This window comes from Desertivirga brevis, assembly GCF_017355835.1.
On sequence record NZ_JAFEWF010000005.1, the window covers coordinates 254,021 to 276,567 of the forward strand.

The window sequence follows — 22,547 nt, forward strand, 5'->3', positions numbered from 1 at the left end:
TTGTTATTCAAAGTTAAAGGGTAAAAAAAATTGACCTCCGCCAATCGTTAAAGAACTTTGAAATACAAAGTAAAGTAGAATAAGGCTTAATTGCAATAGGGGAGGAGGGATTATTTATAACTAATTTACAAAGTTCTTTCTTGAACTTATCCTAATTTAACTAAAGGTAGGTTGCGGAATGATGGAAAGACAGTGGTAAATCTGTAATAAATATCATTTTGGATTTCGCTGGGAATTTTTAGTTTTGCGCGCACTGCTCCCTGTAGCAGAATGATGAGTAATTTATTAACCTTATTATGATTAAACCCTTTTTGGTTGCGTGCCTGATATTTTCAGCATTCCACGCAAAATCACAATCGTATGGCCTCCAGGTTGGAGCAGACTACGACACACCTGTTGGCGATTTCGCCTATACTTTTAAACCGACAAAAGCCTATCACTTAGATCTGCTCTGGTATTCCTATGAGAAGGACAACACTATCAATTTCACCATCGGAACCAACACTTTTACACCAAAGGAAGAAATCTTTTATTTTCTCACCAATTCGGATCAAGGTTATGGGACTACTGTGTATTCAGATTACAAGATATTTTCTGCATACATGGGGTGGATGAGAAATTTAAATTTGGCAGAAAGACTAAAACTAGGGCTTGGCTTCAATTTTGGTGCCTATTTTTCTCACTACACAACGGAATCGAATGGGGGAGGATCAAGCTCTGATATCGGTGATACAAACGTTTACCTCGCGGCAAAATCAGGTTTTTCATTTGATCTGTCTGATCATCTGCAGCTAAACCTTCAGGCTAAGTATAATGCTTTCGCGCCCACAGGTAAAAATGATGCAAGAACTCCTGCATTTCAGGATAACAGAATTGGTACTTTTAACCGTACCTGGTCTAGTGGACTTGCTATTGCTTACAAATTCTAAATCTAGTTAACCAATCCTTTGATCTTTGTAATGAAACTCTTTCGCAACCTTTGCATTATTTTTCTATTGTCTTGTTTCGTGGCCTGCAAGAAGGGCGAAAATCCCTGGGTGCCAAAATCGGCTATAGATTCGCTGATCTCTGCCCGAAATCCTATGATGAACCATGTCGCCGTCATCTATAACCAAGATATTTATTATTTCCCTTCTATTGAACAATCGCCAATTCGCATCACCCAAACTCCGAACGTAAACAAGCGAATGTTAAGCATGTCTCATAATCATAAAAAATTTGCATTTCTTAATGGTAGCACCATTGTTATTGTTGATGATAAAGGCGCTCAGCTTGCCGAACTAAGTCAATATTCAAACGTTAAAGGTTTTGACTGGAGTGCAGATGACGCCACTCTCTATATTCTCAATAACAATACAATTTCCTACTTCGGTCCGTCAATGAACCTTCCTGCAATCACCTATCCTGGCATAAATTGGGCCACTAGTCCTCAGGTACTTTCTGCGACGGTTTCTTCAAGAGGAGATTTTGCCTACGTGTTTACGGCTTATCACCCTTTTAGCCCAGATCCTTACAAACTTGTTATCAAACGCGCAGATGGCAGACCAGATGTGGTTTATACCGCTGAACATAATGAACGTCTTAGTTATGCTGCTTTCTCCGCAAACGACTTCGATTTGGTAGTAGGATACAAGGATAATGAGAGCGACCGCAGTTTTGGCAAGTTGGGCATCTTTACAGGTTTAAAAAACTATCCTGATTTCGAAATGAGGTTTTCGTCAAAATACTCAAGCCCGAGGTATAACAGCAAACTGAACTTCATGGTCTGCGGATATAAGTCCTCCAGCTCTGATGTTTTCCTTTTAAGCGCGAGGAATTTTGCTGATCTGATTGATAAAAGTACGAACCGGGATGATTTTAACAACAGGGATGTGTTGTATACAGACTGGAAGTAGCCAGTCTTTACCTTATTATAAAACCAAAATACTTTATTCATAAAAATGAAAAGACAATTTTTTAGAGTACTATTCTCTGGGTTCCTATTGTGCTCCACTACTGGTCTAATGGCTCAAACCCAAACCAGAACACCTGATTTCTTCACTGGAAGCACACATGTAAAAAGCTTTATTCACGGGGGACAGGTAATACTTCTGTCGAGCGAAAATGATAAGCAGGTGAAAATCGTTAACTCCACACCCGGAATGAAAAAGAACTGGGAACAGACAATAGATGGATCTTTGATGTTCGGTGCCAGTTTAGAGGATAAGATCCTGATTGTGGTGAGCACTGATTTTGCAGCAATGGTAGGTGGAAATAATAGTACATATAAGGCTGCTGTCTTGAATCCAAAGGATGGTAGGATTATAGCCGAAAAGGTCATTTATAATGGTAATAATGATTATGTTACCATCTCCGATTTTGCTGTTTCCAAAGGTAAAAAAACGTTTTCCTTGTTTGCACGCGAAACCAGCGTAAAGCGAAACGTAAAGGTGGCTCCCGGAGCAATTGGAGCAATCCTTGTGGCAAAGAAAATGGATAATAATGCAAATATCATAAGGTCTTTTAGTGTTTCAACTTTTAACAGTAATCTGGAAATTACTGATAAGGTTTTCCCGGTATTGCCTAAAGGGGATTTTGTAGGTGCAGCAACTACCAACAATAATGATCTGTATGTTGCTGTTGCGGAGGATAAAAAAGGGGTAACTATCGCTAAGTACGAAGCAGGAAAAGATAAAGCAACCGCCACAGTAGTAGAGCCGTTCAACCATTCGGCTGGCTTTCTGGGTACAGCGAAATTGAACGACTATTTATCTCTTATTACCGATACTCTACACAATAATAGGGTATACCTTTCAGGAGCATTCAAAAACGATGATGAGTTTATCTGCATATTCAATAAATATGACTTCGGAACTAATCAGCACAACCGCTTTAAGAAAAGTTTCAGAAAAGCTGATCTGAAGGCGTTTGAAAAATCTTACACTCCTATAAATAAACAATTTGCTGATCTGGAGCTTGGAAGTGCTACAGGTGTTGAAGTTTTGGGTGTAATGTTTTCGGAAGATAAGTATTTGGTTGCCCTTGGAGATGTTCACTATGTGCCGTCTAGCCCAGGAAGCCGTTTGCCAGCAACGTACAATGCAAATGGAATGCTTATCTATAATCTCGATGATAATTTAGTAGAAAAGTCTGTTTCTGCAATTCCAAGATCTTACGAAAATGTTCCCAGACCTTCGTTTACCTCATATTATAAGGATAATGCCTGGTATTTGTTCGCTTCTGACGATTGGAGGGCGAAGTTTAGTGTAGCTAAGATCAACGCCACCACAGGGAAAGTGGAAGACCTTAAATTAATTGAGCCGGATAAGGCTGGTAAAGGTGATGTTGCCGAGCTAAGCGAAATGGTTATTACTGATAAATATCTGATTCTTCCAGTTAAAGATATTAAAATGTCTTTTAGTGCGAAGTTTAAATACGATGTGCATATGTACCAGATCAACTGGTAATTATTAAACTAATAATGAAATAGAGCCTATAAAGATGCACCATCTAAATAGGCTCTATTTGATTTTGCATCAGTGATTAGGAGTGTCACAGATAGCCGCCTAATCCTGGCTTACCCTCATCGTTGAGTATAACGAAGCCATCAATGATGATGGCTTGTATAAGTTCAAAATTAATTTTGTCAAGCAAGCTTAAGATGCCGGGTAGTTCGCGTTTGTAAAACTCTCCGGGGATATACTCTTGATCACAATCTAGAACCTCGATCAATGTGTCTACCGGTTCCTGATCTTCCCAGGTATTAAAACATAGACAAACAGTCCGGCTTTACTTTCATAGTAATAGCTGTCAAAGGCAAGTATCATTCTTCAATTACTCATTTACTTTTTTTCTTCTTTAGAAACTTAACATCATCGCGAGCTTCTTCTTTGTTATAGTTTTCCGCCTTTGAACTAATAGCCTTAGATCTGGTACACATGCTGGTAGTGTAATTTTCGTCAGTGCCATTAGCAAAGATCAACCATTTTTCCCCTTCCTTTGGGGAGATGCCGCAAGCAGCCGACTCTGCCGGTGTTGATACTATAACAGGCCCAGATTGCCTATTGCCTTTAAAGTAATTAATGACTTTAACTGTGATCTTCTTTTTCATGCCATCGGTATCAACCTTAAGGATCTTGCCTTTAATGATCAGATCGTACTGACTGAATTGTTTATCGTCCATCTTACCTAAAGCCACGCATTTACACGAGCTGGCAATTTTAGTGGTAAGAAGAAATAAAAATAGGAGGCAGTATTTAAAGGAGATGCACGTGATTTTGAAACCCATAAAAAGTTAATTTATTTTTGTTATACTAAGCTCGTAAAAGAAAAGGATGATAATATTTTTTTCATGAAGGCATTTTGGAAAAGGCAATAGATCAGTGGCATTCATAATTCAAAGCGAAACTGTAGCCCCCATTTTCCGCACTAACTATTCGGCCTTGGTCGTCCATTTGAAACTCATAAGGATGATTTCCAGGGAAGTCCCCATATTTAATTTCTGTTGGTAAGTTTGCTGGCATTTTACCATAATAATCAAGCAAATAAGGATTTACAACTTCCAATAGATTATATACAAGTCCATTTGGTAATTGCTGGTAAGCTTTGTTGGAGTACATTACTTGTTCTGGTACACCAACAGCATAACCATAATTACGATTTTTTTCGATCATATTACCATTAATCCAGGTATAGTTTAGGATTTGATAGTTCTTTCCATCATTCATAACTTCCTTTACCAAATAACTATCAGGACTATATTCATATGTATAGAGCGCCCCTGTGTTGCTCTCGTCTGATATTATTCTACCGCGATTATCAAGTTTAGATGTGAAAACAATATTGGTAGAAAGTCTCGTTTCAATAGAGTTCTGATTATAACTTATACTTATTTCTCCATTAGAAAACCGCACTCTTTTAAGCTTTTTATGCTCATCATAATAATAAGTTTCGAGCTTGGTGTCACTTAGAACATCTGTTTGCATAGAAACTGCCGCACATCCTTCAAATTCAGGTTTATCTTTCTTACAGGCCGACAAAAAAACAAATAGGATTAGGCAAAGGTTTAAGAGTTTCATCACCCAAACCTAAATAATTAATAGATCCCAGTCAAGAAGAGGTGACCTTTTCTCAGTGTTCGCCTATCCAAAATATCTTTTTTTAGCCTTCAAACAGCTTCAAGGCCTATTTAAATTACTTATATAGCTGGTCCTAAGGACACAGCCGACATGCTCGTAATTCTTTATCCTGCTGGAACAATTAATAGGAAAACGTGTAATCGTAGAATTTATGAAGATTGCTGACCCAATGCAACTAGAATGGCTCCGCCAAGCATTAATGCAACACCGGTAACCAGTTGCCAGGTCAATTTTTCGCGGAGAAAGATGACTGAGAAAATGATTGCGAATACCAGGGATAGCCTTTCAAGAGCAGTTACATAAGAAGCTTTACCTGATTTGAGCGCATAATAGGAAAACAAAGTCGACAAAGTTGTTGCTATTCCTGCGGCTACCAGGAACATCCAGGCTTTTTTGTCAATGTCCTTAAGCATTCCGATGTTTCCCTGAAATGCTACTACTCCCCAGGTAATAGTCAGGATCAGCACCGCCTGGATGGCAAAAGCAAGACTTGAGTCTACATTCTTCAAACCCGCCTTAGTAAGTACAATTGTAATTGCAGCTGAGAAAGCTGCTAAAAGAGCGAACAATATCCACGATTGACCCATATATCCCTTCTTAAAAAAATGGCAAAAAAGCCAATCTTTGGTGTTTTTGTATATCAGCTCTCTTAACCTCAGTTTAGTTCTTTAGTTTGCGAAAGTTTCATTTTCTACTGGGGATTATGAAAGGCGGTGATTATAATTTTCAAACATCAATTGAGTGATAACTCCATTAATAAAAGAGGGTAGGGTTTTCCAAGTCCGTCCACTTCAACCCGGTCATACACTTGAAAACCCATCTTATGGTAAAAGGCAATAGCCCCAAGATTCTGTTCATTTACATCTACTTTCTTCACACCATGAAAGTCAATAGCGAAACTTAGTAAAGCTTTACCAATTCCTTTCCCAAAAAACTTAGGCTTCACAAATAGCATCTCAACTTTATCTTCTGAAAAACCAATAAATCCTTGTATTTCGTTATCGTAATTCTTTACATAATAAAGCCTTAATTGTACTAAGTACTCGTTAAGAATCAATGGCTTGAAAAAGAGAATATCTTTTTCTGTAATGAAATCATGAGTTGCTCTTACCGAGGCTTCCCAAACTTCAGTTAATTCATTGTAATCGCAAGCACTAGCTTTGCTTATTCCACCTTTGGTCATGTTTTCTATGAGTTATAATAATGCTTAAGGGTCAAGTTGAATCTATATCATTATATCAGAAGGAGGGATCTTCCAATTCACTGAAGCTGCCCAGTGCTCTGCACCTGCCATTAAAACATCAAAAACAGGATCCTTAATATCGTAATAGGCTTTCATATCATGAGGGAAATACCTTGCTAAACTAATCTTTACCGCCTCGTAGGCCTTTGCTGCAAAATCATCATTTCGCAGGTAATCGCGACAAAGCAAGGCATAGCGTTGATTGTATCTTCCAGATATTCTTACATGTAGGTTAACTGCAGGCTCAAGCATTTGAAAGAACCATTTCTGCAGTTCTGATGCTGGAAGGTGCGCGGCCCCCGCTGGCAGGTGATCACTATTGATATGCTCCAGATTGTGGAAACCAAGCATTTCCAGTTCTTTTATGATCTTTGGATCAAATTTAGCCAGTGTCACCTGAATATCGATGACATCCTTCGCGCCAAGTTCACTAACGGCGGTAGAGCCTATGTGATGAATTCCTTTAATCGAACCGGTTAGGGTATCTTTAAGCCGGCTACCTAGTTTTTCAAACTCAACTTTCCATTGAGGTTTGTGTGGTACTATTTCTATCATTGGTAATTACTACATATTTTCTTAAAGTGAACCAGAGCTTAGACTTACAAGCTGGTCTATTACTTATATCTCCTTCAAGAATAATTCAAATGTGAAAAAATGAAATCACTTGAGAATAATCAGATTAAGGAAATTTGAACGTAACAGTTAAATGTAACACATAAAATAAAGCTGTTCTGTGGCGGTCTGTCGACCATTTAACTCATGAACACTTTTTGTATCCTATATCGATATTTCACTGCTTTCTGTTACATTAGCGCGATTTTGACGTTAGCTACAACGTTCTAAATACGAGGAAATGCGTGTAGTCGGTAAAGAATAAAAGATAACATTAAAAGATATAACAGGTATGTTAATTACGAATGAAACAGAGATGGAGGGTATGAAAAAGGCAAGTGATGCAGTGGCTTGCGCTTTAAAAGAAATGATAAAATACGCGCAGCCGGGTATCACAACAAAGCAGCTTGATGATTTTGGGGCGGGTATTCTTAAAGATTTTGGCGCTAATTCTGCTCCATTCATGGCTTATAAATTTCCAGGCTGGACATGCATTAGTGTCGACAACGAATTTTGCCATGGTATCCCATCCGAAAAGAGGATACTTCAGAAAGGGGATTTAATCAACATCGATGTTTCAGCTGAACTTGACGGCTTTTACTCGGATAATGGAGCTTCTTTTATTCTTGGTGAGGATCTAAAGCAACATCAAAAACTAGTTGAAGCTTCAAAACAAATTTTACGATTAGCGATCAACAGTATTAGAGGAGGGGTTAAAATTTCTGATGTTGGCTTATTAATTGAAACTGAAGCAAAGAAACGCGGCTATAAAGTTATTAAGAATTTAACGGGTCATGGAGTAGGGAGAAGCCTTCACGAAGAACCAAATGAAATAGCTAATTATAAAGACCGCTTTAACCAGACCAGGTTCAAAAAGAACAGCGTGGTGGCAATAGAAACCTTCATATCGACAACGTCAACAATTGCCGAAACTCTAAGTGACGGCTGGACTATGGTTGGAAACAAAGGAGGCTATATGGCACAGCACGAGCATACCATTATGGTAACAGAAGGTAAGCCAATTATATTAACGGAAAAAAATGAGATCTGGAGTTAGTGACCTGGAGAACCAGCAGGGATACCTTAATCCTTCGCTGGTTTCGGTCCTCTGTTATGAATTATAAGCCCATTTAAAAAATTTCGCAAAATCTGATCGCCACAAGGTTTAAAGTTGGGGTGATCTTCACTGCGAAAAATAGCACTAAGTTCTGTTTTGGTGATCCGGAAGTCTACTAGTTTTAAAACGTTGATAATATCATCATCCGTAAATTTCATAGCTACCCGAAGCTTCTTCATTATATCATTATTGGTCATCGCTTACATGCTTGAATTAGATGGAAACCTCTATTTTAACTTTCTTGTTTTTGATCTTTTCAGTCTTAAGTAGCTGCGCGGTCTTTTCAATTAAGCTGCGTTTTACGGCAACATAGGAAGAATAATCGAGCACCTCTATCAACCCAATTTCATCTCTTTCAAGACCACCTTTCTTTGCCAGCAGACCTACAATATCGATCTTATTTATTTTATCTTTCTTTCCTGCAGCGATATATAGGGTTGCCCACTCGGAAGGTTGTGGCACTATTGGCCGCTTAGGTAATTGTTCAGGTTCGGGCAGTTCGTTGAGGTAAACCGGGTTCTCGTCCTTAGTCAATAGGAGATAAGAAGTTCCTTTTGCATGCATACGTGCTGTACGTCCATTGCGGTGGGTGAAGGCCTCTTCGTTATGCGGTAATTGATAATGCACCACATTCTCGATCTCAGGAATATCTAATCCGCGGGATGCCAGATCGGTAGTTATGAGTATCTTGTGACTTCCATTCCTAAATTTTAGTAATGCACGCTCCCGGTCATCCTGTTCCATCCCGCCATGGAAGATTCCATGAGGCAAGCCCATATTCCAGAGCAATTCGCTGATCCGTTCTACGGCCTCGCGGTGGTTACAGAAAACCAATGTTGAATGGTTGCCTATCTTGCATATTAAACCGAAGAGCGCTTCAAGTTTATCCTCAGCTTCGCATATCACTACCTTTTGCAATAAATCGGGCGTTGCAGCGACATTACCAAGGTAATCAAGAACTGCAGGATCCTTTATCCCTGTAAAGGCTGGTATCTGGTCCATTTGGGTAGCCGAAGTTAGCATACGCTTAGTAACAGCAGGCATTTGCCGGATAATGAACTCCATATCCTCCTGGAAACCATATTCCAAAGCTTTATCGAATTCATCAAGAATTAAGGTATGAACTGCAGTGCTATCAAAACTCTTTCTGCGGAGGTGATGAGCAATTCGTCCAGGCGTTCCAATCAATACCGCTGGGGGCTCAGTAAAATTGTTCCGCTCAATTTTTACGGAATGCCCACCATAGCAGCAGTTCACTTTAAATCCACTACCAATGGTTCTGAAAACTTGCTCGATCTGTAAAGCTAATTCGCGTGACGGTACCAGAATTAAGCACTGAACTGTTTTTATATTGCTATCTAACAAGCCAAGTAATGGCAACAGGAAGCCCAGGGTTTTGCCGGATCCTGTTGGAGCAAGCAGGACTATATCGCTCTTTTTGGCTGCACTAAGAGATGCTTGTTGGATTTCATTCAGTGCATTTATTTTAAGATTTTCGAGGGCTTGCTTGATCATTAATTTGGGATTCGGATAAAGATAGCTTTATTTTTAACTTACTTGGTTTCCACAGTTTTATTTCAGCTCCTTCCACCATTCCTTAAATACCTGCTTTTCATTATCCATCCACACAACTTCGCCAATTAAGGGAGTTACCAGAGGAATATCTTGAGCTTTAGCAATACGCGAAACCTCTATAAGTGGCCCATCCCAACTATGCAGGGCCAGCGAGAACTTACTGGAGTGAACCGGCATAATACGTTTCGCATTCAGGTCTTTACCTGCTTTCACTACTTCTTCCGGAAGGCAGTGGATCGCATGCCAAGCCAGGTTGTATTGTCCGTTTTCCAGTATGGCGAGATCAATGTCGCCGAAACGTCTGCCGATAGCCGCAAAATGAGTATCGTAACCACTATCGCCTCCAACAAAAACTTTCGTATTTGAGGTTTCAAGTAGATATGACATCCAAAGAGTATTGTTCCTTTTGAAGGTTCGACCACTAAAATGCCGGGCCGGTAGGGTATGAACTTTGAACTTATCGTTTAGTGTGATGGTTTCATTCCAGTCGTGCTCAGAAATAATTTCGGGAGCGTAACCCCAGTGTTCAAAATGCTCCCCAACTCCTAAACCACAGATCACCTTTTTTACTTTGCCTTTAAGATCTTTGATGGTTAGGTAGTCGAGATGATCATAGTGATCGTGACTTATAAGAAGTACGTCAATCTCTTGAAAATCATTAACCCCGTAAGTATTTGCTCCGTCAAATGCACGTGTTGTAGAGGGAACAGGAGAGGCATTACCGCTAAATACCGGGTCGACGAGGATCTTTAAACCATCTAATTGCATATAGTACGAAGAGTGACCAAACCAAACTACTACATTACTATCAACAGGTAGACTTTTAAGGTCTGTTTTTACATAGGGTAAAGGTTTAGCAGGTTTTTGGCGGGGATTCGACTTGAAGAAAAAGTCAAACATTACAGACGTCATTGAATAGCCTTCTGTAAGCGTCGGGGTATGACTAAAATTATGAAATACTCCGTCTCTAAAATGTTTCGACTGTTTCATTCGCTCGAGACGTTTACCTGAAGCTGCCTTTCCAAATTGAGGTTGCTGAAGAAATATAAATGTTGCAAGTGCAAGTAAAACTGCCAGAGATATCAGGGTGATCATACCGTATTTTAATATATTAAGAAATCGTTTCATCTATTACTACTATAACCTTTGGACTGAATGTTCATTCCATTTGTTACTAAAAATTTTTATTCTTTTATAGCATCCCACACCAACCGCAATTGTCTTTGTAAATGTGTCGGGTCATTTTTCTTTCCCTCGCTCTGCATCCATCTTACATAAGTAGTGATAGTACCGGCAAGGAAATGAAGTAAGGCATTCAGGTCCATATCTTTGATTATTCCGTCCTTTTGGCCTTGTTGTAACAGATCAATCACATCCATAAAATCTTGCTGACCTGCTTTTCGTGTATTCTCTGTTATTAGCGGGGAGCTATGGAACTGATCCATAAAAGCAAAACAATCCGGGTAATTAAAATAAAAGTTTACCAAGCCTCCGTAAAAGTTGAAAAACCGTGCTTTTAATGAAGTTTGGTTATTCACCGTTTCAGCTATCAAATGGATTTTAGATCGCTTAATATAAAGGTAGATCTCATTTATTAAATCCTCTTTAGTTGCAAAATAGTTGTAAATAGTACCCATACCAGTATTGGCAGCTTTGGCGATAGCCGACATTGGCGTTGCCTGCACCCCGCGTTCTGTAAGTAAACGCATTGCAGCTATAATGATTTGTTCCTTCTTATCCACTGCGACAAAGGTATAACTTGGAATGGATATTCCAAATTCAATAGCATTAAGTAACACTCACACTACATTTGGATATTGTGTAGTTTAGTTCATAGCTTTATAAATCCAATTTCAAGTATGAACCTAAGTTTCTATACCCTTGCAATAACAGTATTTGCCTTAGTGACTGGCCCAATAAGCGGTTCTGCCGCTAAATCCCGGCAAGTAGCAAATTTCCGGCCGGGTAATTCCTCATTTAACGATGTTATTAAAACAATTAAATATCAGGGAAGAACTATTCACTTGAATGAGCGGGCTTTATATCTAAATCCAAAGCTTAATGAATCGCAGTTAGGTCTTTTTGCTTTTCGAACCTTACAGGATGTTGTCAAGTTTGCGAAGGACGGAACCGAAGAGCGGCCTACAGTGATCTATATGGAGCCAGACGTGTATTGGACGGATGACCCAAAGGGCGACAACAGGGAGAATAAATTGATAGGCCTTATTATTCCTCAGTCTAATATTACCTTGATTGGCTTATCGAAAAATCCTGAGCATACAATTATCGCAGGCAACAGGGGACAAATGGCTGGGGCAATAGGAAATTGGAATACCCTTGGTGTAGGAGACGGCTTTAAGGCTTATAACATTACTTTCGGCAATTACTGTAATGAGGATCTGGTTTACCCTTTAGATCCTTCTAAGAACCTTCCCAAGCGTCAATCTACTATTACTCAGGCCCAGGTATTAACTAAGGCTCATAACGGTAAGATGGATAAATGGATATTTGACAATTGCAGATTCATCAGCTATCTTAATACTTTCGCGGCCGGTAATCAACCTCATCGCACTTACTATAAAAATTGCTTCTTACAATGTACAGATGATGCGGTTGGCTCAGGAGATTATAGTGTATTTGACAGATGCAGTTTCCGGTTCTATGCAAATCATCCTTCCTGGGGAGGGTCGCGTGTCCTTCAGGCCTATCTCGGCTGTAGGTTTGAAACAGTATTACGCGATCCCGGGGCTAACTCAACTATCTACTTTGCAAAGAATAATAATGTTTTTGCAGTAATTGATGCGAGGTTTGAAGGGAATGCCACTGCATTAGGGTGGACAGATGTTACTCAGGATCACGTAAGGCATTATGTTTACAATAATACCCTTAACGGGAAGATCGTTCAAATAAGTCCTTCTAAACCCGAACTTTCTGTTCAATTAAAAGGAGGTAGTCTGGCTGCTTTTAAGGTGGGTGAGGAGTACAATATTTACAATTTATTGAGAGGAAATGACGACTGGGATCCCGCCGGTCAGAAGGATCGTTTGTCGGATTTCAAAGATATTCCATTCCGTATGGAGCTAACAACAGATAAGGCTAAGTTAAAAGGTGCAGATAAAGAACAAGCCACCTTATCCTACAACATCTATCCGGAACGAGTAAGGAAGAACACCACTTTGAAGTGGACAGTTAGCGATTCAAAGCTGTTATCGCTGCGGCAAAATATAAACGGTACCATTACCGTGGCCGCAACAAACAGCAGCGACAGTACCCGGCGGGCCTTCGTAAAAGCGGAAACCGAGCAGGGAATTCAAGCATTGGTTTATTTTGATATAAGCGGAATTGCACAGGAAGCGCCGTCTTTCAAAAAGAAACCGGAGATCAAAGGTCCGGAAGCCGGGATACTTTCTCTTAGTTATGATTTAAATTTAAATAACCGTAGAGATAATTCCCTAATCACCTGGTATAGAAGCTCTGGCAAAAATGCTATTGATTCAATTAAGGTTGGAGTAAGTACATCTACAGCTCCTTTGAAGAATTATTCCCTTTCTGCTGGTGATATTGGTTATTACCTGAATGCTGTGATTTATCCTAAACATAACACCAGCAAAACAGGGAAGCCTGTTTTTGTGCAAAGCCGAAAAATCAGTGCAAAAGATATTCTGACTTCTTCTATCACTACTGACTTTAAAAATCTTCCTACTTCGAGGAACTCTGTGATTAAGGAGGGTTTTTGGACTGTAGACACATATCGTCCAACAGATTTAAGTAAAGAATTTGTCTGGACACCAGATGAAGGGAACGGATGGGAGTATGGTCCAGGAATGGATGCCGCCGCCGGCCGGGAAGGTTTGATGACGGTAGGCAGGGGAGCTCGTCTACTTTATACGCAGTCGGGAAGACTTAAAGATATGACCCTGATTTTGAAATTAAGTCCACATAAAGCTGCAGGACAGGGATTTGGCAGCGCAACCGGACAGTACCTGGATATTTATACTAAATACGACACGAAAAGCCAGAGCGGATACGGACTACGAATTGAACGTACACCAAAATTTGGTAACGGCGTACAGTTTACACTATATAAGTTCAGTAAGGGGGTAGGTACCGCCATCTCAGACAGTCAATACTCCTCGGTTTTTTTACCCGGATGCAAGGTGGAACTTAGCACTGGCGGCGACATCCTTAGCGCAAGAGTAAGCACCAGCAGTCCACAGCAGCAGGGTCAAAAAGAAGCAGGCCTTGCACATAGCGTAAGTCTTGAAGCAAAGGTTGAACCGAATGAATTTGGTGGCTTTGGTGTTCAACATACTGGCAGTACTGGAGGAGCCAGCAGGATAATGCTTGAAGGTCTGGAGGTGACTTACAAGGACTGAAGAGAGGAAATCATTAAAATACCTTAACTAAAACTGCTTCGGTCTTTGTTTCTTTGCAGCAAGCTCGGCTACTTCTCTGACTCGCTTTTCGCGGGTTTCTGGCCTTTTGGCTACTGCAACCCATTGCAGGATCATTTTCCTGACAGACTTGCTCAAGGTAATAAAATACTCCTTTGATCCTGGGTTACTTTCAAATTGACGTTCTAATTCAGCGGGAATTAGCAATTCTTCAACTTCGTCCAGAATGGTCCAGGATCCATTCTCTTTTGCAGTTTCGATCGCTTTGTAGCCAGCTTCGGTCATTAAACCTTCATTAATCAATTGCTCAACCTTAGCTTTATTGATTTTAGACCATGCACTTCGTGCCTTTCGAGGGCAGAAAAATTGAATAAAACTTTCCTTATCGATTGATTTCCTAATACTGTCTATCCAGCCGAAGCAAAGTGCTTCGTCAACCGCTTCACTCCATGAAATGCTCGGCTTATTTGTATTTTTTCTATACTGCAATATCCATACAGCCTCTTTTGATTTATGATTTTCTTTTAACCACTCTCGCCATTCCTGTCTGCTGGCCGGATAAAAAGTTTCGACGGGAGTTTCCTTCACTTGAATATAATGGAATTTTATTGATGCATTCTGCCGGCAATCAGGAAAATTAGATTTTAGAATATAAAGCACTATAGATTTACCATGGCTTTCATATCTTCAATGGGCCAACCATATGCTCGTTTACCTGATCTTCCCGCCCCAACAGGTATCTGATTAAGTCTGCTATTTAAAACTGGTAGATCGGGTTGATCTTCATCCGAATATTCCAATTGCCCTTTAAATTGGAATATAAACTCGTTCAGCGTACCAATTGCTTTTTTATCGTTATTCGTTTTGGAGAAAGTTAAAGGAAGTAGTCGGCTTAAGATAACAAGGGAAGAGTCTTCATAAATAATTTTATCAAAAACTAATTGCTCTAAAAGTCTTTGAAGAAATATATTTTCCAGGTTCTTTAAATCCGCTTTTTTAATGGGAGGAATAAGTACAGCATAATAAGTTTTACTATTGACAAACATTAAATACTTCTTCCTTTGATAATAAAAGAGATGACCGTTCCAATTTCCAAATTGAGCTTCATTTACCTCGGGAGGGGTAGAGAGCTTTTCTTTTCCTAAGAAATCCGCTAGTTTGCCGGAACAATAGATCGTTGTCATTATCTTGATAAGTACTATAAAGGTTCGTAAAGATATTTGTTGGTTTATTACCAGCAAAATTAAACAAACAGAAAGCTGCAATTGTTCGCGGTCGAGTAACGAAAGGATTAATTAGAATATATAATGTCAGCTTCAGGGTAAATATAATAGAGGCAAAAACTACTACTTGTATCGTTATTGAATTTCCCCTCGTCATAGAGTAAATTAAAATTGATGAGATACTATTTTCTTCTATTTATCTATCTGATAGCTTTCACATCCTGTAAAAAAGATAAAGACAATGTTAAAGATGACGATGTTAAAGAACTTAAAGTATTGGGCTGGGCCCAAACCACTAACAACAGCAATTCTATACCCTCCCTCTGGACTGAAAGCCGGCAGCTTGACTTTCTGCCTATTCTAAATAATGCCCATTATAAGATGTACTTCAGCCATAAGATGAACGGAAAATTAATCTACGTGGGAATTGAGGATATCCATTCTCCTGCATCATCAAAAATAGTAATGTGGAAAGGATCCTCTAAAATGATCCTTTCTGAAATAATCCTTTCTCCGGTACAACAGGAAAGAATTTTAGGTATATCTGTTGATCCTCAAAGTAATGGCATCTTTATTCTTGCCTCTAATCTAAACAACTATTATTACTATCGAATTACTGATGGAGGGAATGAAATCATTAAAAGTTCTGTCAATGCTGGGGCTCATGGAATTCCAGTGTATATTCAAGCTAATGGCACCGACATAAATGTCCTTACAATTACTCAGGTATATAGTGATCAGGTTACTGAAGGGAAAACAACAATCAAGCATTTAAAGAATGATGTAGTTTATGCGACCTACGATATTCCTCTTAATGAAGAAGAGTATTTTTGGAACAATCTTATAGTGGGTTCAGCATATATTGAAAATAATGTATGCCACTTGCTGGCAGCCGCGGATCAGTCGCTAGACTACTATTATTTGAAGCTAAGCAAGAATGATCCAATAGTGCAGCGGTCTTTTCAAACTGATAATTATACACCTGCCTTCGGTGCTGAAACAGCAAGTATAAGTTCGGCAAGTGGCCTTTACGAGGATGGCAGGTTTTATGTGGCTGCCAAGAAGAGTGCAAGAGATGTTGCTTGCCTAACTATTGATGTAAGACCGGCTGTACCCACAGTGGTTAAATCGACATTAGAAGCACCTGAATCAAATACTACCTATACTCCCACGAAAGTGTATAAATATGACGGGGATATTTATTTAAGTGGGCTTGCTAATGACTTTGGGGTTTACTGGAAGAATGGAAAGCTGACCGTGCCGGACAAATCAGGGTTATCGATGTCAAGAATAGGGTACATAGCTTACCATTAGTTAAAAGTTTGTTCTGATTTGACTCTTTATCCAAGATTTCTCGAATCATGTTAAAACACGTAAATTAGGAGGCACTTATTTTTAGACTTTGGACATCGAAAGCTTTAATTCAATTATCAACCAGTTACCACTTCCTTTTATTGTTTATACTGGCACCGACTTAAAAATAGAGTTAATAAGTGGTGAGGCAAAAGACCTATTAGACCTTAAGTATTCATGGGAGGGCTCAAATTTTATTGACCTCTTTGCTGGAAGCAGCAGCGACCAGGTAGAAAGTTCTTTACATGCAGCAATGGAAACGGGTAAAGAACTTAAACAAGAAGCAATAGCATTAGAGATTAAGGAAGGTGATAGTACACGTCACCTTTACCTCAATGTACAAAATAGGCCATTAAAGCTTGAAGATGGAACAGTGTATGGTGTTTTGCAGGTGCTGAGTAAGGCCAGCCAGCCTAAACAAGAATACAATCCTGCAATGAATGATCATCGCCGGCTGATTGCCTTGGTTGAAAATAGTAGCGACCTCATTGGGATCACTGATATGGAGGGAAATGTTATCTATCTAAACAAGGCAGGACAAATGCTTATGGGCGCATCAAGCCCCGAGGAGTGTTACCGCCCAGCAGGTGAATATCTCCTGGAAGAGGAACATTCAAAGTTGCGTTTGGAAATGCAAGCCTCAATGAAATCGAGGGGGATGTGGCGAGGAGAGATAAACTACAAGCATTTTAAAACCGGAGAGGCAATCCTTTGTGATCTTAACGCTTTTGTAATAGTCGACCCGGTAAGCGGAGAAGCAATCGGAATGGCTTCTGTTACCCGGGATCTAAGGCCTACTTTGGCCGCAAGGAAGGAGCAGCAGAAATTGCTAACTCTGGTTGAGAATAGTGGCGATTTGATGTCGGTCCTGGAACCTACGGGGTATAATTCGTATCTAAATAAAGCCGGACGGGAAATGTTGGGTTTTGAGTCCGACGAGCAAGTTGTGTCTACACCAATCTCAAACCTCCACAGCGCTGAACATTTTCTTGAAGTAAGTCAGAAAGTGTTACCAGCCCTTGAAAATTTTGGTCGCTGGGAGGGACAGATGATTGTCCGGCACTTGCAAACGGGAGAGGAGTTCCCCGTATTCAATAAATCTATCAGAATTGATGATCCTAAAACAGGTAAAATGCTTGCCGTAGGAGCACTAATGCGGGATATGCGTCCTGAACTAGCGGCCCAACAGGCCCTTGCTGATAGTGAAAGGCTTTTCCGCGAAATTACCACAGCTGCACCTGCTGGTTTGTGGATGTGCGATACAGAACAAAAACTTACCTATGTAAATAGGATCTGGGAAGAATGGACAGGTAAAACTTTTGATCAGCAAGTAGGGGAATTGGTTTGCGATACGGTTATTTTATCAGACAGAGCCTCAGCTGAGTCCAAATTCAGGGAGGATTTTGAAAGGCGTAGCTTTCATCAAAGCCAGTTTCGTATCTCGAATGGCTCCACTACACGCTGGATTATAAGAACAGGAAATCCCCACTATTCAGCAAAGGGAGAGTTTTTGGGTTATGTTGGTGCTTGTGTGGATATTACGGAATTGAAACAGCTTCAGGAACAAAAGGACCAATTTCTGGGGATTGCAAGTCACGAACTAAAAACTCCTGTCACAAGTATCAAAGCATACACGCAGGTACTTGAATCCATGTTACGAGATAGTGGAGATCTCAAGAAGGCTGATATGGTAAAGAGGATGGATGTACAGGTAAATCGTTTAATAAACCTTATTGGCGACTTATTAGATGTGACCAAGATCCAGACAGGCAAGTTACAGTTTAATGACCAGGAGTTCGACTTCAACCAGATGGTAGAGGAACTAGTGGAAGATTTAGCGCGTACTAGTCCAAAGCACCAGATCGTTACTCACCTTGAAGAAACTGGAGCAGTATATGCCGATAAAGAACGAATAGGGCAGGTGGTAACTAATTTGATAACCAATGCCATTAAGTATTCACCAAATGCTGATAGAATTGAGGTCTATAGCAGACTTGATAATAATAAGGTTCGCCTTTGTGTTCAGGATTTCGGAATAGGAATACCAAAAGAGAAAAAAGACCGGGTATTTGAACAATTCTACCGTGTTAGCGGCGACGAACAACACACATTTCCAGGCTTGGGCTTAGGTCTTTTTATTTCGTCTGAGATCGTAAAACGCGAAGGTGGAGAAATTTGGGTAACCAGTGCGGAAGGAAAGGGTTCTACCTTTTGCTTTTCAATACCTGCCCACAATACCAATGAAAATAAATAATGAAATGAATAATAGTAATATAAGAATTATGATTGCGGATGATGATCCAGGTATACTGGATTCGGTTTCGATCATGTTGGAATACCGTGGTTATGATGTTCTCTTGTCTTCAATAAATACACTCGAGGCGGTTAAACAAGAATTACCAGATCTACTACTCCTTGACATTTGGATGTCTGGGCAGGACGGGATAGATATCTGCAAAGCTTTAAAGGCAGATGAAAAAACCAAAGAATTACCTGTCTTAATGATCTCAGCCAGCCGTGATATTGAAGGCTCGGCAAGGAATGCAGGGGCGGATGATTTCCTTGCAAAGCCGTTCGAAATGAATCAACTTTTCGCCAAAATGGAGACTTTATTAAAAACAGTAAAGCATTAAGTTGAATTTTTATAAAACCGCCTATTTCCTATGAAAATAGGCGGAGTTCCTGTTGCTGGTGACATTGTCAAAGAAGTCCTTCCTAACCAGTTTGCCCCGGAAAACGATAAAACTGGATCACCCAGCTGTTCATTTGTCTGCCTAAGTTTGTATTGACAATAAGGTCAAAACTCAAACAAATAAAAAATGGCAAAATCAATTTTCTATCATGCTGGTTGCCCGGTATGTGTAAGCGCAGAGCAAGATATTATTAATCTGATAGGTGAGTCGAATGTGGAAGTGGTTCACCTTGGAGACGATCAAACTCGTATCACTGAGGCTGAAAAAGCTGGAATAAAATCTGTACCAGCTCTGGTAACTCCGAATGGGAATGTTTTACACATCAATTACGGAGCATCTTTAGAAGACGTAAAAGGTTAAGTGTTTTACCTAATCGCCAGCAGTATCCTTCTGCTGGCTTAAATTTAAAATCATCAAATGAAAATTTCAGTCTGGGACACCTACGTTCAAAAAAAAGATGGACAAACAATGCACTTTGACATTCTTGTACCCTCAGATATTACCAACGATGCTCTAATCTATGAGATGGGTAAGCAGTACCTCACTACTAAGGGGCAGGAAGGGCAAGCCCTAAGCTCAAAGGAATGTCAGTACTGCCACCAGGAAATAGCTTCAGAAGAAATGGTGGATGCTATTGACAAGCAGGGCTTTTATATTATTGAGATGGAAGGTTGCAATTAATAATAAAGCTTTTACAAGAATTGCGCTATTATTCTAATACCTTTCTCCAGCTGATCCTCGTCCAGGGAGGCGTAGCCTAAGCGTAAACCTTGCACCGGGGAGCTAAAACTAAAGCTCTCTGGTGATAAGATTTGCACTCCTTTTTTTAACAGCACCTCAGACAGCTTCGTGATATCTACCTGTCCTTTTGGTGTTAGCCAGAATGCAAGTCCCCCTTCTGGTTTATGAAAATGCACTTTATCCCTTAGATGTTCATTAATTACCTTTTCAAAAAAGTCTCTTTTATTTTTATACGTCAATGTGGCTTTGCGAAGATGTCTTTTAATATGCCCCTCATTAATAAGTTGAAGAACAGCCTGCTCCATCATGTTATCCCCTTGAGCATCTATGATCTTCCGGAGACTTGCAACATTGGTGATGACTTGCTTTGAGGAGGCGAGATAGCCGATACGCAGAGCAGGAGCAACAATTTTACTCATCGTTCCGATATAGACAAAGTTGCCAACGTTCTCAGAGCTGCTTACCGGTAGTATTGGCCGCTGTCCAAAGTGGAACTCGTTGTCGTAATCGTCTTCAATGATTGTAAATCCATAAGCGTTTGATAAAGAAATAAGCTGCAAACGCCTTTGTAAACTTAAAGTAACCGTAGTGGGGAATTGATGATGCGGTGTGGTGTAAATTGCCTTTACTGATTTATGCGTCTGAAGGATAGTACGAAGTTCGTCAATATTTAAACCATTTTCATCAACGCTCAGCGGTACCAGTTCTGCTCCGGCACTCTGGAAAGCTTGCCATGCTGGCTTATATCCAGGATTTTCTACGATCACTTTATCGCCTGGCTTGAGCAGGGCATGTGCTGTTAAGTACATCGCCATTTGGCTTCCCCTGGTGATGAAAATCTCGTCGGGAGATAACCGCATGGAACGCTTGTAGTTAAGCATTTGCGCAATAGCGTTTCTGAAATCCCAATCACCAGCCTCTTCGGTATAACCCATCATTTGCCATCTTCCTTTTCGACTGAATATTTGTCGATAGGCCGCTGCAAGTTCATTTATTGGCGCTATTCGCGTGTCGGGGATTCCATCGTCAAATATAATTTCTGGCTTGATGCTTACCACTTGCTCAGAAACCACTGAATTAGGATGTTTTACCGCTGAAAAGTCCGGTAAATTATCCGCAATGAACGTTCCTTTCCTCACTTTCGAAACCAGCCAACCTTCTGCAAGGAGAACATCTAATGCATCGATCACTGTATTACGGTTGAGCTTTAATTGCAGTGCCATTTGCCTGCTGCCCGGTAGTGGATCGCCACTTTGCAGTTTTCCTCCCTTTATTGCCTCAATAATCGAATCGGCCACCTGAATATAGATCGGCCGTTCGCAGTTCACGTTTATTGTTATCTGTAGATCCCAGGGTCTGAGCATATCTGGACTTGTGGCTATTAATAATTCAACTACAATTATATCAACAATATCATGGAATATTAGAAGATCATAAGGATTTACCAGTAATTGAACTGACAGTAGATACAAACAGAACTTGCCTGCGGGTCATACAATTTTTGCGATTAGCAAATATTTTCTATTGATTAATAAGCCCGATCATTACCAGGTTGTAGAAAGGCTAGGAAAAAGGTCCGCAAACTTTATGTTTTAGCCATTGTTCAGCATGCATGTCCCTAGCTGAATTTCGTAACAGGCTTTACATTGTAATTTTTCATTCAGATACACCCGGCGGACGTAGGTTTGACATTGCTTTACTATGGCTTATAGTATTAAGTGTTGGGGTGGTTTTTATGGAGAGCATTGCTTCTGTAAGGAAGGAATATGCTCTTTTAATAACAGCCGCCGAATGGTGCTTCACTATCCTCTTCACCATAGAATTTGTAGCCAGAGTATTTAGTTCACCCAACCGGTACCGGTATATATTTAGTTTTTATGGGATGATTGATCTTTTAAGCATTCTTCCCGCATACCTGGCTTTGTTCATTCCAAACCTTCAATATTTGCTGGTAATTAGGGCATTGAGATTACTCAGGGTCTTCCGGATACTAAAGCTTACAAGGTTCTTGAAAGAAGGAAATGTGCTTGCAGTAGCATTAAGAGCGAGCATGTATAAAATTGTAGTGTTCCTTACAACTGTAATTACCCTGGTAATTGTAGTAGGTACAATGATGTATGTGATCGAGGGAGAAAAAAATGGCTTCACAAGTATACCTATTTCCATCTATTGGGCCATCGTTACAATTACCACCGTTGGCTATGGTGACATTTCTCCTTCAACTCCACTCGGCCAGTTCCTTGCAGCCCTACTGATGATTTTAGGCTACGGTATCATTGCTGTACCCACAGGAATTGTATCTTCAGAAATTACCAGGATTTCAAATTCGGGACTGTTGCCTTGTCCAAATTGTAATCATATGATTTTCCCGGCCAATGCAAGGTTCTGCGGCAACTGTGGCACCGAACAGAAACGCTCAGATAACAAAAATTAACATCAGACCGAAAGGATAGAACTTTTAGTTCAATGACCGGGAAAA

24 protein-coding genes are annotated in these 22,547 nt (G+C 40.1%); 11 read left to right on the forward strand and 13 right to left on the reverse strand.

What is annotated here, in order from left to right; genetic code table 11:
- Positions 1-296: 296 nt before the first annotated feature.
- Genes J4N25_RS14055 through J4N25_RS14065 form a run of 3 tightly spaced genes read left to right on the forward strand, consistent with a single transcriptional unit; the run spans position 297 to position 3,446 of the window.
- The gene (locus tag J4N25_RS14055) at positions 297-929 is read left to right on the forward strand and encodes a hypothetical protein (protein ID WP_207420302.1); all 633 of its coding nucleotides are present in this window, start codon (positions 297-299) and stop codon (positions 927-929) included.
- A gap of 30 nt (positions 930-959) precedes the next feature.
- Positions 960-1,895 carry a hypothetical protein gene (locus tag J4N25_RS14060; RefSeq protein ID WP_207420303.1) on the forward strand — a complete coding sequence of 312 codons (936 nt, stop codon included), beginning with the start codon at positions 960-962 and terminating at the stop codon, positions 1,893-1,895.
- Positions 1,896-1,940: 45 nt separating this feature from the next.
- A complete protein-coding gene (locus tag J4N25_RS14065) occupies positions 1,941-3,446 on the forward strand; it encodes a hypothetical protein (RefSeq protein WP_207420304.1) in 1,506 nt (501 codons plus the stop codon).
- A gap of 85 nt (positions 3,447-3,531) precedes the next feature.
- Here the strand turns inward: J4N25_RS14065 and J4N25_RS14070 are convergent, their stop codons facing one another.
- The 6 genes from J4N25_RS14070 to J4N25_RS14095 form a co-directional block, all read right to left on the reverse strand.
- Positions 3,532-3,711, reverse strand: a complete 180-nt coding sequence (locus J4N25_RS14070) for a hypothetical protein (RefSeq protein ID WP_207420305.1) — start codon at positions 3,709-3,711, stop codon at positions 3,532-3,534.
- A 106-nt stretch (positions 3,712-3,817) separates the two neighbouring features.
- The gene (locus J4N25_RS14075; protein ID WP_207420306.1) at positions 3,818-4,162 is read right to left on the reverse strand and encodes a hypothetical protein; all 345 of its coding nucleotides are present in this window, start codon (positions 4,160-4,162) and stop codon (positions 3,818-3,820) included.
- A gap of 196 nt (positions 4,163-4,358) precedes the next feature.
- A complete protein-coding gene (locus J4N25_RS14080; RefSeq protein ID WP_207420307.1) occupies positions 4,359-5,057 on the reverse strand; it encodes a DUF4595 domain-containing protein in 699 nt (232 codons plus the stop codon).
- A gap of 209 nt (positions 5,058-5,266) precedes the next feature.
- On the reverse strand, positions 5,267-5,704 hold the full coding sequence (locus J4N25_RS14085) for an EamA family transporter (RefSeq protein WP_207420308.1): 438 nt from the start codon (positions 5,702-5,704) through the stop codon (positions 5,267-5,269).
- 146 nt (positions 5,705-5,850) lie between these two features.
- Entirely contained in the window at positions 5,851-6,300 is a 450-nt protein-coding gene (locus tag J4N25_RS14090) for a GNAT family N-acetyltransferase (RefSeq protein ID WP_207420309.1), read from the reverse strand.
- A 42-nt stretch (positions 6,301-6,342) separates the two neighbouring features.
- Positions 6,343-6,915, reverse strand: coding sequence for a GrpB family protein (locus J4N25_RS14095; RefSeq protein WP_207420310.1), 573 nt, complete (start codon positions 6,913-6,915; stop codon positions 6,343-6,345).
- A 349-nt stretch (positions 6,916-7,264) separates the two neighbouring features.
- On the opposite strand from J4N25_RS14095, the gene map reads away from it, so the two are divergent.
- The gene (gene map / locus J4N25_RS14100; RefSeq protein WP_207420311.1) at positions 7,265-8,029 is read left to right on the forward strand and encodes a type I methionyl aminopeptidase; all 765 of its coding nucleotides are present in this window, start codon (positions 7,265-7,267) and stop codon (positions 8,027-8,029) included.
- A gap of 26 nt (positions 8,030-8,055) precedes the next feature.
- Here the strand turns inward: map and J4N25_RS14105 are convergent, their stop codons facing one another.
- The 4 genes from J4N25_RS14105 to J4N25_RS27155 are packed head-to-tail and all read right to left on the reverse strand — an operon-like array spanning position 8,056 to position 11,463.
- On the reverse strand, positions 8,056-8,268 hold the full coding sequence (locus tag J4N25_RS14105) for a DUF1456 family protein (RefSeq protein ID WP_242695747.1): 213 nt from the start codon (positions 8,266-8,268) through the stop codon (positions 8,056-8,058).
- A 34-nt stretch (positions 8,269-8,302) separates the two neighbouring features.
- Positions 8,303-9,604: a DEAD/DEAH box helicase gene (locus J4N25_RS14110; protein ID WP_207420313.1), complete on the reverse strand. Its 1,302-nt coding sequence runs from the start codon at positions 9,602-9,604 to the stop codon at positions 8,303-8,305.
- Between the two features lie 57 nt (positions 9,605-9,661).
- Positions 9,662-10,792, reverse strand: a complete 1,131-nt coding sequence (locus tag J4N25_RS14115; RefSeq protein WP_207420314.1) for an MBL fold metallo-hydrolase — start codon at positions 10,790-10,792, stop codon at positions 9,662-9,664.
- Positions 10,793-10,848: 56 nt separating this feature from the next.
- Positions 10,849-11,463, reverse strand: coding sequence for a TetR/AcrR family transcriptional regulator (locus J4N25_RS27155; RefSeq protein ID WP_207420315.1), 615 nt, complete (start codon positions 11,461-11,463; stop codon positions 10,849-10,851).
- Positions 11,464-11,523: 60 nt separating this feature from the next.
- Between J4N25_RS27155 and J4N25_RS14125 the strand changes: the two genes are divergently transcribed.
- Positions 11,524-14,040, forward strand: a complete 2,517-nt coding sequence (locus J4N25_RS14125) for a pectinesterase (RefSeq protein ID WP_207420316.1) — start codon at positions 11,524-11,526, stop codon at positions 14,038-14,040.
- Between the two features lie 27 nt (positions 14,041-14,067).
- Here J4N25_RS14125 and J4N25_RS27160 read toward each other — a convergent pair whose 3' ends face one another.
- Both J4N25_RS27160 and J4N25_RS14135 read right to left on the reverse strand, forming a co-directional pair.
- The gene (locus tag J4N25_RS27160) at positions 14,068-14,646 is read right to left on the reverse strand and encodes a YdeI/OmpD-associated family protein (RefSeq protein ID WP_207420317.1); all 579 of its coding nucleotides are present in this window, start codon (positions 14,644-14,646) and stop codon (positions 14,068-14,070) included.
- Between the two features lie 71 nt (positions 14,647-14,717).
- Positions 14,718-15,242 carry a DUF6933 domain-containing protein gene (locus J4N25_RS14135; RefSeq protein WP_207420318.1) on the reverse strand — a complete coding sequence of 175 codons (525 nt, stop codon included), beginning with the start codon at positions 15,240-15,242 and terminating at the stop codon, positions 14,718-14,720.
- Between the two features lie 213 nt (positions 15,243-15,455).
- Here J4N25_RS14135 and J4N25_RS14140 point away from each other — a divergent pair, with 213 nt between their 5' ends.
- The 5 genes from J4N25_RS14140 to J4N25_RS14160 all read left to right on the forward strand — a co-directional run bounded on the left by J4N25_RS14140 (position 15,456) and on the right by J4N25_RS14160 (position 20,008).
- The gene (locus J4N25_RS14140; protein WP_207420319.1) at positions 15,456-16,595 is read left to right on the forward strand and encodes a hypothetical protein; all 1,140 of its coding nucleotides are present in this window, start codon (positions 15,456-15,458) and stop codon (positions 16,593-16,595) included.
- Between the two features lie 88 nt (positions 16,596-16,683).
- Positions 16,684-18,888 (forward strand): PAS domain-containing sensor histidine kinase, encoded by a 2,205-nt coding sequence (locus tag J4N25_RS14145; protein WP_207420320.1) that lies wholly within the window; start codon positions 16,684-16,686, stop codon positions 18,886-18,888.
- A complete protein-coding gene (locus tag J4N25_RS14150; protein ID WP_242695748.1) occupies positions 18,875-19,267 on the forward strand; it encodes a response regulator in 393 nt (130 codons plus the stop codon). Before J4N25_RS14145 ends, J4N25_RS14150 begins: the two co-directional genes overlap by 14 nt.
- Positions 19,268-19,453: 186 nt before the next feature.
- The gene (locus tag J4N25_RS14155) at positions 19,454-19,687 is read left to right on the forward strand and encodes a thioredoxin family protein (protein WP_207420321.1); all 234 of its coding nucleotides are present in this window, start codon (positions 19,454-19,456) and stop codon (positions 19,685-19,687) included.
- A 57-nt stretch (positions 19,688-19,744) separates the two neighbouring features.
- Entirely contained in the window at positions 19,745-20,008 is a 264-nt protein-coding gene (locus tag J4N25_RS14160; protein ID WP_207420322.1) for a DUF2024 family protein, read from the forward strand.
- 11 nt (positions 20,009-20,019) lie between these two features.
- On the opposite strand, the gene pdxR is transcribed toward J4N25_RS14160, so the two are convergent.
- Positions 20,020-21,540, reverse strand: coding sequence for a MocR-like pyridoxine biosynthesis transcription factor PdxR (pdxR, locus tag J4N25_RS14165; protein WP_242695749.1), 1,521 nt, complete (start codon positions 21,538-21,540; stop codon positions 20,020-20,022).
- A 140-nt stretch (positions 21,541-21,680) separates the two neighbouring features.
- Here pdxR and J4N25_RS14170 point away from each other — a divergent pair, with 140 nt between their 5' ends.
- Entirely contained in the window at positions 21,681-22,502 is an 822-nt protein-coding gene (locus J4N25_RS14170) for an ion transporter (protein WP_207420323.1), read from the forward strand.
- Positions 22,503-22,547 lie beyond the last annotated feature (45 nt).

Coding starts and splice junctions, on each gene's coding strand:
- J4N25_RS14055 (WP_207420302.1), top strand. CDS start 297: ATGATTAAACCCTTTTTGGTTGCGTGCCTGATATTTTCAGCATTCCAC.
- J4N25_RS14060 (WP_207420303.1), top strand. CDS start 960: ATGAAACTCTTTCGCAACCTTTGCATTATTTTTCTATTGTCTTGTTTC.
- J4N25_RS14065 (WP_207420304.1), top strand. CDS start 1,941: ATGAAAAGACAATTTTTTAGAGTACTATTCTCTGGGTTCCTATTGTGC.
- J4N25_RS14075 (WP_207420306.1), bottom strand. CDS start 4,162: ATGGACGATAAACAATTCAGTCAGTACGATCTGATCATTAAAGGCAAG.
- J4N25_RS14080 (WP_207420307.1), bottom strand. CDS start 5,057: ATGAAACTCTTAAACCTTTGCCTAATCCTATTTGTTTTTTTGTCGGCC.
- J4N25_RS14085 (WP_207420308.1), bottom strand. CDS start 5,704: ATGGGTCAATCGTGGATATTGTTCGCTCTTTTAGCAGCTTTCTCAGCT.
- J4N25_RS14090 (WP_207420309.1), bottom strand. CDS start 6,300: ATGACCAAAGGTGGAATAAGCAAAGCTAGTGCTTGCGATTACAATGAA.
- J4N25_RS14095 (WP_207420310.1), bottom strand. CDS start 6,915: ATGATAGAAATAGTACCACACAAACCTCAATGGAAAGTTGAGTTTGAA.
- map (WP_207420311.1), top strand. CDS start 7,265: ATGTTAATTACGAATGAAACAGAGATGGAGGGTATGAAAAAGGCAAGT.
- J4N25_RS14105 (WP_242695747.1), bottom strand. CDS start 8,268: ATGAAGAAGCTTCGGGTAGCTATGAAATTTACGGATGATGATATTATC.
- J4N25_RS14110 (WP_207420313.1), bottom strand. CDS start 9,604: ATGATCAAGCAAGCCCTCGAAAATCTTAAAATAAATGCACTGAATGAA.
- J4N25_RS14115 (WP_207420314.1), bottom strand. CDS start 10,792: ATGAAACGATTTCTTAATATATTAAAATACGGTATGATCACCCTGATA.
- J4N25_RS14125 (WP_207420316.1), top strand. CDS start 11,524: ATGAACCTAAGTTTCTATACCCTTGCAATAACAGTATTTGCCTTAGTG.
- J4N25_RS14135 (WP_207420318.1), bottom strand. CDS start 15,242: ATGACAACGATCTATTGTTCCGGCAAACTAGCGGATTTCTTAGGAAAA.
- J4N25_RS14140 (WP_207420319.1), top strand. CDS start 15,456: ATGAGATACTATTTTCTTCTATTTATCTATCTGATAGCTTTCACATCC.
- J4N25_RS14150 (WP_242695748.1), top strand. CDS start 18,875: ATGAAAATAAATAATGAAATGAATAATAGTAATATAAGAATTATGATT.
- J4N25_RS14155 (WP_207420321.1), top strand. CDS start 19,454: ATGGCAAAATCAATTTTCTATCATGCTGGTTGCCCGGTATGTGTAAGC.
- J4N25_RS14160 (WP_207420322.1), top strand. CDS start 19,745: ATGAAAATTTCAGTCTGGGACACCTACGTTCAAAAAAAAGATGGACAA.
- J4N25_RS14170 (WP_207420323.1), top strand. CDS start 21,681: ATGTCCCTAGCTGAATTTCGTAACAGGCTTTACATTGTAATTTTTCAT.